The organism is Halomonas heilongjiangensis (assembly GCF_002879645.1).
GTDB lineage: Bacteria > Pseudomonadota > Gammaproteobacteria > Pseudomonadales > Halomonadaceae > Halomonas > Halomonas heilongjiangensis.
On sequence record NZ_PNRE01000090.1, the window covers coordinates 31,619 to 44,690 of the forward strand.

Genomic DNA, 13,072 nt, shown 5'->3' on the forward strand with positions numbered 1-13,072 from the left:
ATGGAGAGCTTGTGGGGGCGGATGGTCGGCAGGTCGACCAACAGCGTCTCGATGGACTCGATCAGGGGTGTCATGGTGGCTCCCAATCCGGGGAATCTAGTGATTGGGTGGCAGTGTGATTGCAGCCCGAGGGCGGAACCAATATTGTTTGGGTGCCGAGCCATACCCAGGAGGTATCATGGAGCTACGCCATCTACGGTACTTCTGCGTGGTCGCCGAGGAGCTCAACCTCACCTGCGCCGCCGAGCGGCTGCATATGTCTCAGCCACCTTTATCTCGACAAATCAAACAGTTGGAAATGGAAGTCGGGGCCGAACTGTTCGAGCGGGGCCCCCGCGGACTGCGCCTGACGCCCACCGGGCTGTTCTTCCAGCAACATGCCCTGCAGATACTCGAGAAGGTGGATGCCACCGTGGAGGCCACGCGGCGCATGGCGCGCAGCCAGCGCGTGCTGTTCGGCATCGGCTTCGTGCCCTCGGTGTTCTACGGCCAGCTGCCGCTGCTGGTGCGTGGCTTACGACAAAAGGATAATGTCGAGCTAACCCTGGTGGAGCTGACCACCGTGCAGCAGGTCCAGGCGCTGAAGGCCGGGCGCATCGACATCGGCTTCGGCCGCCTGAGGATCGACGACCCGGACGTGGAGCAGGAGGTGCTGTTCGACGAACCGCTGATGGCCGCCCTGCCCGAGGGCCACCCCCTGGCAGACACCACCCCCACCCTGGAGGAGCTGGCCCGCTACCCGCTGATCCTCTTCCCCGCCAAGCCGCGCCCCAGCCTGGCCGATACGGTCCTCGGCCTGTTCCGCCGGCATGGCCTCAAGGTGGAGGTGGTGCAGGAAGCCAACGAGCTGCAGACCGCGCTGGGCTTGGTGGCCTCGGAGATCGGCATCACCCTGGTCCCCGAACAGGTCAAGCGGGTACGCCGGGATGGCATCGTCTTCGTCTACCTGGCCGACAAGAGCCTCACCTCCCCGGTACTGTGCAGCCGCCGGCGCGGCGAGAAGCCCTCGCCGATCATGCAGGAGGCCAATGCGATCCTCGAGGTACTGGTGGAGAACCGGCGTACCGGGCGCTATCCCTGAGCGCCGGCTTCCCTCTTCCGGGTCAAGGAGGCCACCATGGCGACGCGGGCCTATTCCAGCGATTCGTAGGGTAGGCCCACGTAGTTCTCGGCGATGGTGGTGAGGCCCGCCTCGGAGCTGGTCACATAGTCCAGTTCGGCCTGCTGCATGCGGGTTGCGAAGTCCTCCTCCTCGGAGAACTTGTGCAACAGGGAGGTCATCCACCAGGAGAAGCGCTCGGCCTTCCAGATCCGCTTGAGGCAGGTCTGCGAATAGCTGGGGATCAGGTCGGTCCGTCCCTGCTGATAGACCTTCACCATCAGCCGGTAGAGGGTGTTGACGTCGCTGGCGGCGAGGTTGAGTCCCTTGGCGCCGGTGGGCGGCACGATGTGCGCGGCGTCGCCCACCAGGAACAGGCGGCCGTACTGCATCGGCTCGACCACGAAGCTGCGCAGCGGCGCGATGCTCTTCTCGATGGAGGGGCCGGTCACCAGCTTCTCGGCCACGTCATCGGGCAGGCGGCGCTTTAGCTCCTCCCAGAAGCGCTCGTCGGACCAGTCCTCGACCTTCTCGTCCAGCGGCACCTGCAGGTAGTAGCGGCTGCGGGTCGCGGAGCGCATGCTGCACAGGCTGAAGCCGCGCGCGTGGCGGGCATAGATCAGCTCATCGGCGACCGGCGGGGTGTCGGCGAGAATCCCCAGCCAGCCGAAGGGGTAGACCTTCTCGAACTCCGTGATGCGGCCCCCGGGGATCGACCGGCGCGATACGCCATGGAAGCCGTCGCAGCCCGCCACGTAGTCGCAGTCGAGGCGTACCGTCTCGCCGTCCTTCTCGAAGGTGACATAGGGCTTAATATCGGGGCGCTCGCTCTCCAGGTCATGGAGCCGGACGTTGTCGGCCTCGTAGATCGTCGTGCCGCCGCTCGCCTCACGGGCCTCCATCAGGTCGCGGGTCACCTCGGTCTGGCCGTAGACCATCACCGTCTTGCCACCGGTCAGCCCCTTGAGGTCCACCCGCACCCGGCGGTTGTCGAAGGCCAGCTCGACGCCATCATGGGGCAGGCCCTCGGCGTCCATGCGCTCGGCGACCCCGGCCTCGTGCAGCAGGTCGACCATGCCCTGCTCCAGCACCCCGGCGCGGATCCGGCTCAGCACGTACTCGCCGCTCCTGCGCTCGAGGATGACGTTGTCGATGCCCTGGCGGCTCAGCAGTTGGCCGAGCAGCAGGCCGGAGGGCCCGGCACCGATGATGGCGACTCTAGTCTTCATGGGGATGCCTCTATCGAATTCGTCAATATACGATGACTTGCATTTTTCAATGAATTCGCCCGACAAATAAGGCATGATCGGCATCAATACTTGGACATTACGCGGATAGCGCACCGACTTTGGTCGCATCCCCAGGAAGCCGCCATGCCCACCGCCCCCGCAACCTCGGTGCCGGTCTTCAAGCTCTACGGCGAGACCCGCCACTGGCCGACCCCGGACCTGCTGCACTGCGAGTCGATTCCCGAGCGCAGCCGGCTGCACGACTGGCACATCCGCGCCCACCGCCATGCCGACCTGGTGCACGTGCTGCACGTTGCCAGCGGCAGCGTGACCCTGGAACTGGAAGGCACCCCCCATCGCCTGGAGGGTCCGCTGGCCATCGTGGTGCCGGCCATGGCGATCCACGGCTTCCGCTTCTCCGAGGATATCGAGGGGCATATCGTCACCCTGGCCCAGCCCCTGGCCGAGCACCTGGCCCACAGCCTGGCCGAACAGGGCAAGGCGCTGGTCCGCGCCGACTTCCACCGCCTCGACCGACCGGACGCGGCGCGGCACATCGCCACCCTGATAACGCAGATCGATGAGGAGTACCGCCAGCCGGCGCCGGGGCGCACCAGCCTGCTGGAGGCCCTGATCCAGGCCCTGGTGGTGGAGCTGTCGCGGCTCGACACCTCGCGAGACGAGCGCACGCCTCGCAGCGGCCGACAACAGCGACACAAGGGCTACGAGCACCTGGCCAGCCTCCAGGCGTTGATCGAGGCCCAGTACCGCCAGCAGCCCAGCGTCGAGTCGCTGGCCGGCCAGCTCGGCATGACCAGCGCCCACCTCAACACCCTGTGCCGGCGCCTGGCCGACCGCAGCGCCCTGCAGCTGCTCCACGAGCGCCTGCTGCTGGAGGCCAAGCGCCAGCTCACCTACACCAACATGACCATCGGCCAGGTGGCCGACACCCTGGGCTTCTCGGAACCGGCCTACTTCACCCGCTTCTTCAAGCGCAATACCGGCCTATCGCCGCGGGACTTCCGGCTGCGCCAGCTGGCGACCGAGGCCCCGGAACGCCACGCCCCCGGCCAGGCGAGCTGAACCGGGGGCGTGGCGAGCCATCGACACGGCGCCTCAGAGCAGGAACAGCGTGGACAGCACCGGAAAGGCGATCAGCAGCGCCAGGCGCACGAAGTCCGAGACGATGAAGGGCGCCACGCCGCGGAAGATCTCGCCCAGCCCCACGTGGGGCGCCATGGCCTTGATCACGAAGACGTTCATGCCCACCGGCGGGGTGATCAGCCCGAGCTCCACGGTGAGCACGGTGACGATGCCGAACCACACCGGGTCGATGCCCAGTGACTGGATGATCGGGAAGACCACCGGCACCGTGATCACCAGCATGGCGATGGAGTCCATGAACATCCCCAGCACGAAGTAGAGCAGCAGGATGCACAGCACCACCAGGATCGGCGCCAGGTCCACGCCATACAGGAAGTCGCTGATCGAGAACGAGATCCGCGACACCGAGATGAAGTAGCCCAGGGTCTCGGCGCCCACCAGCATGAAGAACACCACCGCGGAGAGCGCCAGGGTCTCCTGGACGCTCTGCCACAGGCCGGCCAGTCGCATGCCCTTGGCCAGGGCGTAGAGCAGGGTGGCGAAGGCCCCCACGCTGGCCCCCTCGGTGGGGGTGAAGGCGCCGAAGTAGATGCCCAGGATCATCACCAGGAAGACCGCGAAGAAGGGCACCAGGCCGCCCATCGACAGCAGCTTCTCCCTCCAGGCCGTGGGCTCGCCGGCCACCGCCAGGGTAGGCCGCACGCGCATCACCACGCTGACCGTCAGCGCGTACATCACCAGGCCCATCAGCCCCGGCACCAGGCCGGCCATGAACATGTCGCCCACCGACTGCTCGGTGAGGATGGCGTAGATCAGCAGCGCGATGGAGGGCGGAATCATGATGCCCAGGGTACCGCCGGCGGCTAGCGCCCCGGTGGCCAGGCCGCGGTTGTACCCGTAGCGCTCCATCTCCGGCAGGGCGACCCGGGTCATGGTGCTGGCGGTGGCCAGCGAGGAGCCCGAGATCGCCGAGAAGACCCCGCAGGAACCAATGGCAGAAATCGCCAACCCGCCCTTCCAGCCGCCGCAGATGCTGCGCGCCGAGTCGAACAGCTTGCCGGCCATGCCGGAGTGCGCCGCCAGCACGCCCATCAGGATGAACATCGGCACGGCGCTGAAGCTGTAGTTGGAGAGCACCTCCACCGGCACCGTCTTCACCTGGGCGATGGCCGCGTCCCAGCTGATCACCTGGGCGAAGCCCACCACCCCGACGATCAGCATGGTCAGGGCCACCGGCACGCGCAGCACCATCAGCACCAGCAGCAGGGCCAGCCCGATGGCGCCGATCATCTCACTCCCCAGTTCATTCACCACCGGACACCTCCTGTGCGACGCCGAAGACCGCACCGAGCAGCGCATGGATCAGGCTGCGCAGCCCCAGCAGCAGGCTGAGCGTCGCGGCTACCTGGTAGATGGGGCCCATCGGCAGGCGCAGGTCCTGGGTGATCTCGCCGTGGCGGGTCGCCGCCGCGGCCGAGTCGAGCAGGCCGAGGAACAGCACCAGGCCGAGCGCCGCGAAGCCCAGCAGGTAGAGGCCGTGCAGGCGGTGCTTGAGGGCGGGCGCGAGGCCATGGGAGAAGGCCTCCACCACCACCTGGCTCTTCTCCACGTTGGCCGCCATGGCGGCCAGCAGCGAACAGAGCATCAGGTAGCTGACCAGCTCCACGCTGCCGGTCACGCGCAGGGCGATGGCGCCCTCGGTGAGGCGATAGAGGTAGCGGGTGCCGACATCGGCGATGGTCACCGCCAGCAGCGCCACCAGGGCGAGGCCGGCGACGACACGACAGACGAGGGCCAGCCAGCGGCTGGCCCTTTCCAGGAATGCCTGCATCGCCCTTACCCCTGATCGGCGGCGCAGGACGCACTGGCGGCGAGGGCGGCCTCGTAGACCTCGCGCGCCTGGTCGAGCCCGCGCTCCTCGAGCTGAGCCAGGTAGCCCTCGATGCCGTCCTGGAGCGGCTGCTGCCAGTCCGGGTGCTCCAGCGGGGCCTCGATCTCGCGGATGGTGTGGCCGGCTTCCTCGGCCTCCTGCTTGCCCTCGACGTCCAGGCGGTCGAAGACCACGCCGGCCTTCTCGGCCCACGTCATGCCGGAGTTGGCGTCGATCACCGCCTGCTGCTCGGGGCTCAGGCCGTCATAGGTGCGCTGGCTCATGGTGGCCACGAAGATCAGGGTGTAGAAGGGCACCTCGGTGTGGTACTCGACCAGCTCATTGATGCGGAACCCCTTGAGCCCCTCCCAGGGGAAGCTCAGGCCATCGAGCACGCCGCGCTGCATGGCGGTGTAGATGTCCGGGGCCGGCATACCCACCGGGTTGGCGCCCATGTTCTCGAGGATGTCGCCGGCCACGGCGGTGGGACGGCGGATCCGCAGGCCCTCGAGGTCGGCCGGCGTCTGGACGTCGGTATCGATGGTGTGGATGCCGCCCGGCCCGGTGGTGAACATGAACAGCGGCCGGGTGTCGGCGTACTCCTCGTCGAAGTGGCCGTCGTCGTAGAGGGTCTGCAGCACGCAGGCCCCCTGGGTGGCGGTGGTCGCCACGCCGGGCAGCTCGACGAGCTGCGACAGCGGGAAGCGGCCGGCGGTGTAGCCCTGGGCCGTGGCGCCGATGTCGGCGATGCCGTTGCCCACCGCCTCGTAGATGGCGTCGGGCTTGGCCAGGGTGCCGGAGGGGAACATCTCGACGCGCAGCTCGCCGCCGGACTCCTCCTCGATGGTGTCGGCCCAGGCCTCGAAGATCTCCTGGTTGATGCCCGAGGCACCCGGCCAGAAGTGGGCCATGCGCAGGGTAGTGGCGGCGTGAGCGGAAGCGGCGGTGAGGCCGGCGATGGCGGCCGCCAGCAGGCAGCGGGACAGGGTGCGGTTCATCAGGATGCTCCGGTTATCGTTATGGTGCACTGCATGTTCGTGATGCGAATTCTCGTTCGGCTGCGGCCTCCGAACGTAACCCGCCGCGCCGCCCTCGCGAAAATCGACCTTGGTCGATGGCACGCGCCCCGGTCGCGGATAACGGCGGCATCGGTGGAGTTATCATTTTCCCCGAAGCCGCTCGCCAAATAAGGCAAAATCAGCACGATCGCTTGGACATTTCCAAGATAACGGGGCGACTTTAGTCGTATCACCGCGCGCCACCCGGCCCCGCGCCCAGGCCCAGCAGCTCCCCGTAGCGCAGGCCGATGAAGGCGTGCTCGCGCATCAGCATCTCGGCCCGGGCCCCCTCGCCGTGGCGCAGCGCCTGGACCACCAGCTCGTGCTGGATCTGGGCCAGCTGCAGCTTGCGGTACTCCCGATCCAGGGCCTCGCTGTCGATGACGATGGAGTCGGCGGCGGCGAAGGGCAGATGGTTGTTGCGGGCGATGGCATCGCCGATCACCGGGCTGCCGGCCGAGCCGACGATGGCCTCGTGGAAGTGGTGGTTGAGCTCGCTCCAGGCGTCGATGTCGCGCTCCTCCAGGTAGCCCTTGGCCAGCAGCTCCCGCCCCTTCTGGATCCAAACCTGCAACTCGGCGTCCAGGTCCGCCGACAGGCCCTGCTCGGCCAGGCGCCGGGCCGCCAGCCCTTCCAGCACCCCGCGCACCTCCACGGCACAGAGCACATCGGCGTCGGTGAACTCCCGCACCATGAAGCCGCGCTTGCCGGCCCGCTGCAGCAGCCCCTCCTGCTCCAGGGTGCGGAAGGCCAGGCGCACCGGGGTCCGCGAGACGCCCAGCTGCTCCGACACCGCCACCTCGCCGAGGCGTTCGCCCGGCCGGTAGGCCCCCTCGCCGATCAGCTTGCGCAGCCGGCTCACCACACTCTTGTCGCTGTTGCTCACCCGATCTCCCTGATGTCGCTGCACATTCTCGTTATCGCCACCAATGGATCCAACTAAAGCATAAGTTGACCAATAATACACCCCGAGGCTCTACTTTGGATCCAAACACAAGATTCCCGCCGAGGAGAGAACCGTGACACTCCAAGCCCCCTATTCCAATGCCCCCTATCCCAAGAATACCTGGTACGTCGCCTGCACCCCGGACGAGATCGAGGACAAGCCGCTGGGGCGCACCATCTGCAACGAGCCGATCGTCTTCTTCCGCGGCGACGAGGGCCGCGTGGCCGCCGTGGAGGACTTCTGCCCCCACCGCGGCGCCCCGTTGTCGCTGGGTTTCGTGCGCGACGGCAAGCTGGTCTGCGGCTACCACGGTCTGGAGATGGGCTGCAACGGCAAGTGCGCCGGCATGCCGGGCCAGCGGGTGCGCGGCTTCCCGAGCATCCGCGCCTACCCGGTGGAGGAGCGCCACGGCTTCGTGTGGCTCTGGCCGGGCGACCCGGACCAGGCCGACCCCGACCTGATTCCGGCACTGCACTGGGCCCATAACCCGGACTGGGCCTATGGCGGCGGGCTCTACCACGTCCAGTGCGAATACCGCCTGATGATCGACAACCTCATGGACCTGACCCATGAGACCTATGTGCACGCCTCCAGCATCGGCCAGCCGGAGATCGAGGAGGCCGCCCCCGAGACCCGTGTCGACGGCGACGAGGTGGTCACCAGCCGGCACATGGAGAGCATCCCGGCGCCGCCCTTCTGGCAGGCGGCCCTGCGCGGCAACGGCCTGGCCGACGACGTGGCGGTGGACCGCTGGCAGATCTGCCGCTTCACCCCGCCGAGCCATGTCCATATCGAGGTCGGCGTAGCCCATGCCGGGAATGGCGGCTACCAGGCCCCGGCCGAGGTCAAGGCCTCGAGCATCGTGGTGGACTTCATCACCCCCGAGACCGACACCTCGATCTGGTATTTCTGGGGCATGGCGCGCAACTTCAAGCCCGAGGACACCGAACTCACCGACAAGATCCGAGAAGGACAGGGCCAGATCTTCGCCGAGGACCTGGAGATGCTCGAGGCCCAGCAGCGCAACCTGCTGCGCTACCCGGAGCGCCGGCTGCTCAAGCTCAACATCGACGGCGGCGGTGTACAGGCACGACGCATCATCGACCGGCTCCTCGCCGAGGAGCGCGAGGCCGCCACAGGGGAGGCCACGGCATGAGCGGCGCTCCCCTCTCGTTGATCGTCGAGATCAAGGCTCGTCACGAGGAAGCCCAGGATATCGTCACCCTCGAGTTGGCCGATCCCCACGGTCGGCCGCTGCCGGCGTTCAGCGCCGGCGCCCATATCGACGTACGGGTGAAGGAAGGCGTCATCCGCCAGTACTCGCTGTGCAACCACCCCGAGGAGCGCGACCGCTACCTGATCGGGGTACTGCGCGACCCCACCTCCCGGGGCGGCTCGGTGGCCATGCACGAGGAGTTTCAAGTGGGCGACCTGGTCCAGATCAGCGCGCCCAAGAACCACTTCCCGCTCAAGCCGGCCGGGCGCACCCTGCTGCTGGCCGGTGGGATCGGCATCACGCCCTTGCTGTGCATGGCCGAACGCCTGGCCCATCTTGAGGCCGACTTCGCACTGCACTACTGCACCCGCTCCGCCGAACGCACCGCCTTTCGTAAGCGCATCGCCGCCTCCGGCTTCGCCGAGCGAGTGCACTTTCACTTCGACGATGGCGCGCCGGAGCAGAAGCTGGACCTGGAAGCCCTGCTGGCCACACCGGCGCCCGACACCCGCGTCTACGTATGCGGCCCCACCGGCTTCATCGAGGCGGTGCTGTCGACCGCCAAGGCGAAGGGCTGGCCCGGCGAGCGCCTGCACACCGAGTATTTCGCCGGTGCCGTGGCCGACACCAGCGACGACGACAGCTTCGAGGTCAGGATCGCCAGTAGCGGCGCCAGCTTCACCGTGCCCGCCGACAAGACGGTGCATCAGGTCCTCACCGAGAACGGCATCGAGGTCATGGTCTCCTGCGAGCAGGGGGTCTGCGGCACCTGCCTGACCCGGGTGCTGGAGGGCGAACCCGATCACCGCGACCTCTATCTGGACGACGACGAGCACGCCGCCAACGACCAGTTCACCCCCTGCTGCTCGCGCGCCAGGAGCAAGGTCCTGGTGCTGGACCTATAAGCGTTTCAACAACATAACGACAAGAGGAATCCCCATGACACCCAGCAAGATCGTGACCCCTTTCACCCTGAACAGTGCCTTGAAGAGCACCTTGAACCGCGCCCTGACCGGCGCCCTGGCCGCCGTTTTCATCGCCACTCCCGCTCTGGCCGAGACCACCACCCTGCGCATCGCCCACGTCTGGCCCGGCGGCTCGTTGATCGACCGCGAGCTGTTCCAGGCCTGGGCGGAGAGCGTCGAAGCGGCCTCGGAGGGCCGCCTCGAGGTGGAGGTCTACCCCAGCCAGACCCTGGCCAAGTCCGACAAGGCCTACGAAAGCACCGTCAGCGGCATCGCCGATATCGGCGCCTCGGCCCAGGGCTACAACGCCGGGCGCTTCCCCCTGACCCAGGTGGTCGAGCTGCCCGGCGTCTCGGCCAGCAGCCGCCAGGGCTCCTGCATCCTGCAATCCCTCTACGACCAGGGGCACTTCGCGGCGGAGTATTCCGATACCCGTCCGCTGTTCATGTTCACCACCGGCCCCGGCTACCTGCACACCAGGGAGCACCTGATCGAGACGCCCCAGGACCTGGAGGGCCTGCGCCTGCGCCGTCCCACGCCGGTGGTCGGCGACATGTTCACCCGGCTCGGCGCCCAGGCCGTGGGCATGCCGGCCCCCGAGGTGTTCACCGCCATGCAGCGCGGCGTGGTGGATGGCCTGAGCTTCAACTGGGAGGGCATGAAGACCTTCCGTCTCAACGAGTTGGCCGGCTACCACACCGAGGTGCCGCTCTACGACCTGTCGCTGTTCGCCACCATGAGCCGGCGCAGCTACGATGGCCTGCCCGAGGACCTGCAGCGGGTCATCGACGACCACAGCGGCCTGGCGTGGTCGCTGCGCGCCGCGGAGGTCTACGACGAGCTGATCCGCCAGGGCCGAGAGGACGCCGAGGCCGCCGGCCATGAGTTCCTGGTCATCGAGGACGCCCTCGACCACCCGGACTGGGGCCCCGTGCTGCAGCAAACCATCGATGGTTATCTGGAGGAAACCGGCAGCAAGGCCGGCGAGATCTACGAGGCCGCCCTACAGCTCCAGGAGCGCTGCGAGGCCTGAAGCCGGAAGGATCGAGAAAGCACCACGGCGGGCCCGGGCTCAGCAAGGAATACTGATGCCGCGGCGCAGCGACGGCACCGGCTCCCACCCCAGACGCTCCCTGGCGGCGAGCACGTCGTCCCGGGGATCGTGGTTCCAGAGCCAGTCGAACCGAGTCTCCAGCTCGGAAGATATCTTCGCTTCGTCATCGCCGATGCCTGGGGCGCTGTACTCGTAGAGGTCTCCCGCTTCATGGGAGGTACGCTGCACCTGGCAGGTGCGCGCGTGGCGAACCGCCTCGAAGGCCGCCAGGACCTGCTGGGCGTTGTGCCGATCGCAGGCCTGGTCGGTGAGCAGGCTGGCCAGCACATAGGCATCCTCCAGCGCCTGGCCGGCCCCTGCGCCCTGGTGAGGCACCATGGCATGGGCCGCATCCCCCACGATCAGCACCCGATCGCGGTGATAGAAGGGCAGCTCCGGCAGCTCATGCAGGGCCCAGCGGGTCGGCTCGGGAATGCAGGCCAGGATGGCCTGGGATGCCACGCCCCAGCCCTCGAACACGCCCAGCATCTCCTCCTGGGTCACGGCAGTGACCCAGGCCTCGCCCTCAGGCAACCGGGGATTCGCGGTGGAGCGGTCGGTGATGAAGGCCACCACGTTGATCAGTTCGGACTGCTTGACCGGGAAGGTCAGGATGTGACGATCGGGGCCGAGGTACATCTGTGGCACCAGCGCCAGCCGCCTGTCGGCACTCCGCTCTTCCAGCGCCGCCTCCAGCTGCCCGGTGGGAATCATCCCGCGATAGGCATAGGTGCCGCTCCAGAACGGGCCGAGGTCGCCGTACTGGGCCGGCGGCAACACGTGCTCGCGCACCGCCGACTTGATGCCGTCGTAGCCGATCAGGAAATCGGCAGTGAAGGAGGTCCCGTCGTCAAAGCGTGCGGTGGCGCCCTCACCGTTCTGCTGCACCTCGACACAGCGCTTGCCGAAGTGGGCGATCCCCTCGGGCAGATTGGCGACGATGGCGTCCAGGAAGTCGGCCCGGTGAACCGAGGACTGGCCGCAGCCGGGTGCCAGGGAGGCGGTCAAATAGGCGTCGTCGTGCCAGCGCCGCCACTCGAACCAGACGTCCTCATAGGGCGCCGGGGAGGCGTCGGCGATGCGACGATAGGAGGCTTCCAGGCCGAGCAGCCGGATGGCCCGCACGGCGTTGGGCCCGAAGGAGACGCCGGCACCGATCTCGGAGAACTGCGGTGCGGCCTCGAAGAGCTGGACGTCGAGGCCGGGATCCCGCGACAGGGCCACGGCGAAGGCCACGCCGCCGATGCCGCCGCCGATGATGCCGATGGAAAGGCGTTTTTGCTGGGTGTTGGCTACCATGGTCGTGCTCTCGTGAACTGACAGGGGATGTGCCCTCACGCTAGGCGCGCCGCTCGTCGGCGACCACACAGCCCCCTGCATTCACCGCATAAGCACGACTAATAAGCCCATAAAACAATAACCTGCATGATTCCTCACCTGTCGAGACTCGACCTTTGTCCAATGCCTCGATGCGCGGAAAACAGCCCTGACGACGAGGACGCCATGATCAAGCTGTCGGAGATCGACGTGAACCTGCTGGTGGTGTTCGACCTCCTCTACCAGGAGCAGAACACCCAGCGCGTGGCGCTGCGCCTCGGACTCACCCAGCCCGCGGTCAGCCATGCCCTGAAGCGGCTGCGCACCCTGCTCGGCGACGAGCTCTTCGAACGCACCTCGCGGGGGCTGATGCCGACGCCGCTGGCCACTCGCCTGCATCCACCGATCGCCGAGGCCCTGGCCCGTCTCCAGGAGATCCTCAACCGGCCGGAAGACTTCGACCCGGCCGTGAGCGAGCGTACCTTCAACATCGCCATGACCGACATCGGCGAGATCGTCTTCCTGCCTCGCCTGCTCGAACGCCTGACCCGGGAGGCCCCGGGCATCTGCCTGAGCACGGTGCGCAGCCAGAACGAGGATCTGAAACGGGAGATGGAGGAAGGACGGATCGACCTGGCCATCGGCCTGATTCCCCAGCTCGGCGCCGGCTTCTACCAGCAGGGGCTCTTCGTGCAGCGCTATGTCTGCCTGATGAAGGCGGACCACCCCCTGGCGACGGGGGATTTCGACCTGGCGGCCTTCGTCGCCGCCCAGCATGCCGTGGTGGTGGCCCGGGGCACCGGCCATGGCATCGTCGAGGAGCAGCTGGCCAGGTCTGGCGTCACCCGGCCGGTCAGGCTCGAGCTTCCTCACTTCGCCGCGGTGCCCTACATCGTCAGCAGCACCGACCTGGTGGTGACCGTCACCGACAAGCTGGCCGAGGTGACCCGAGAGCGGTTCCGGTTGGCGATGCGCGAGCATCCCGTGCCCTTCCCCGAGATCCCGATCAACCTCTTCTGGCACCGGCGCTTCCACCAGGATGCCGGCAACCGCTGGCTGCGCGGCCTGGTCTTCGAGATGTTCGCCGAGTAACGACGCTCCCTCTGCCCCGCGGCGGCCCCTGGGCCGCCGTTTTTCGTTCTCCCCTTCCCGGCCCGATGGCCCACACTCGACCA

12 protein-coding genes are annotated in these 13,072 nt (G+C 67.5%); 6 read left to right on the forward strand and 6 right to left on the reverse strand.

Features of this window, described 5'->3' with window-relative positions:
* Positions 1–178: 178 nt before the first annotated feature.
* Positions 179–1,081 carry a LysR family transcriptional regulator gene (locus C1H66_RS19055; protein WP_102629455.1) on the forward strand — a complete coding sequence of 301 codons (903 nt, stop codon included), beginning with the start codon at positions 179–181 and terminating at the stop codon, positions 1,079–1,081.
* Between the two features lie 50 nt (positions 1,082–1,131).
* On the opposite strand, the gene pobA is transcribed toward C1H66_RS19055, so the two are convergent.
* Entirely contained in the window at positions 1,132–2,328 is a 1,197-nt protein-coding gene (pobA, locus tag C1H66_RS19060) for a 4-hydroxybenzoate 3-monooxygenase (RefSeq protein ID WP_102629456.1), read from the reverse strand.
* Between the two features lie 144 nt (positions 2,329–2,472).
* Between pobA and C1H66_RS19065 the strand changes: the two genes are divergently transcribed.
* Positions 2,473–3,411, forward strand: a complete 939-nt coding sequence (locus tag C1H66_RS19065; RefSeq protein ID WP_102629457.1) for a helix-turn-helix domain-containing protein — start codon at positions 2,473–2,475, stop codon at positions 3,409–3,411.
* Between the two features lie 33 nt (positions 3,412–3,444).
* Here the strand turns inward: C1H66_RS19065 and C1H66_RS19070 are convergent, their stop codons facing one another.
* The 4 genes from C1H66_RS19070 to C1H66_RS19085 form a co-directional block, all read right to left on the reverse strand.
* Positions 3,445–4,734 carry a TRAP transporter large permease gene (locus C1H66_RS19070; protein WP_102629565.1) on the reverse strand — a complete coding sequence of 430 codons (1,290 nt, stop codon included), beginning with the start codon at positions 4,732–4,734 and terminating at the stop codon, positions 3,445–3,447.
* Between the two features lies 1 nt (position 4,735).
* Positions 4,736–5,263 carry a TRAP transporter small permease subunit gene (locus C1H66_RS19075; RefSeq protein WP_102629458.1) on the reverse strand — a complete coding sequence of 176 codons (528 nt, stop codon included), beginning with the start codon at positions 5,261–5,263 and terminating at the stop codon, positions 4,736–4,738.
* Between the two features lie 5 nt (positions 5,264–5,268).
* Positions 5,269–6,300: a TRAP transporter substrate-binding protein gene (locus C1H66_RS19080; protein ID WP_102629459.1), complete on the reverse strand. Its 1,032-nt coding sequence runs from the start codon at positions 6,298–6,300 to the stop codon at positions 5,269–5,271.
* 250 nt (positions 6,301–6,550) lie between these two features.
* Complete coding sequence (locus tag C1H66_RS19085; protein ID WP_102629460.1) at positions 6,551–7,246, reverse strand: GntR family transcriptional regulator; 696 nt, start codon at positions 7,244–7,246, stop codon at positions 6,551–6,553.
* 133 nt (positions 7,247–7,379) lie between these two features.
* Here C1H66_RS19085 and C1H66_RS19090 point away from each other — a divergent pair, with 133 nt between their 5' ends.
* The 3 genes from C1H66_RS19090 to C1H66_RS19100 are packed head-to-tail and all read left to right on the forward strand — an operon-like array spanning position 7,380 to position 10,520.
* Positions 7,380–8,462: an aromatic ring-hydroxylating dioxygenase subunit alpha gene (locus C1H66_RS19090; protein ID WP_102629461.1), complete on the forward strand. Its 1,083-nt coding sequence runs from the start codon at positions 7,380–7,382 to the stop codon at positions 8,460–8,462.
* Positions 8,459–9,427, forward strand: a complete 969-nt coding sequence (locus C1H66_RS19095) for a PDR/VanB family oxidoreductase (RefSeq protein ID WP_102629462.1) — start codon at positions 8,459–8,461, stop codon at positions 9,425–9,427. The genes C1H66_RS19090 and C1H66_RS19095 overlap by 4 nt, the downstream gene beginning before the upstream one ends.
* Before the next feature lie 34 nt (positions 9,428–9,461).
* Positions 9,462–10,520 carry a TRAP transporter substrate-binding protein gene (locus tag C1H66_RS19100; RefSeq protein ID WP_102629463.1) on the forward strand — a complete coding sequence of 353 codons (1,059 nt, stop codon included), beginning with the start codon at positions 9,462–9,464 and terminating at the stop codon, positions 10,518–10,520.
* A gap of 39 nt (positions 10,521–10,559) precedes the next feature.
* Here C1H66_RS19100 and salA read toward each other — a convergent pair whose 3' ends face one another.
* Entirely contained in the window at positions 10,560–11,879 is a 1,320-nt protein-coding gene (salA, locus tag C1H66_RS19105) for a salicylate 1-monooxygenase (RefSeq protein WP_102629464.1), read from the reverse strand.
* 204 nt (positions 11,880–12,083) lie between these two features.
* Between salA and C1H66_RS19110 the strand changes: the two genes are divergently transcribed.
* A complete protein-coding gene (locus C1H66_RS19110) occupies positions 12,084–12,989 on the forward strand; it encodes a LysR family transcriptional regulator (protein ID WP_102629465.1) in 906 nt (301 codons plus the stop codon).
* Positions 12,990–13,072: the final 83 nt, after the last annotated feature.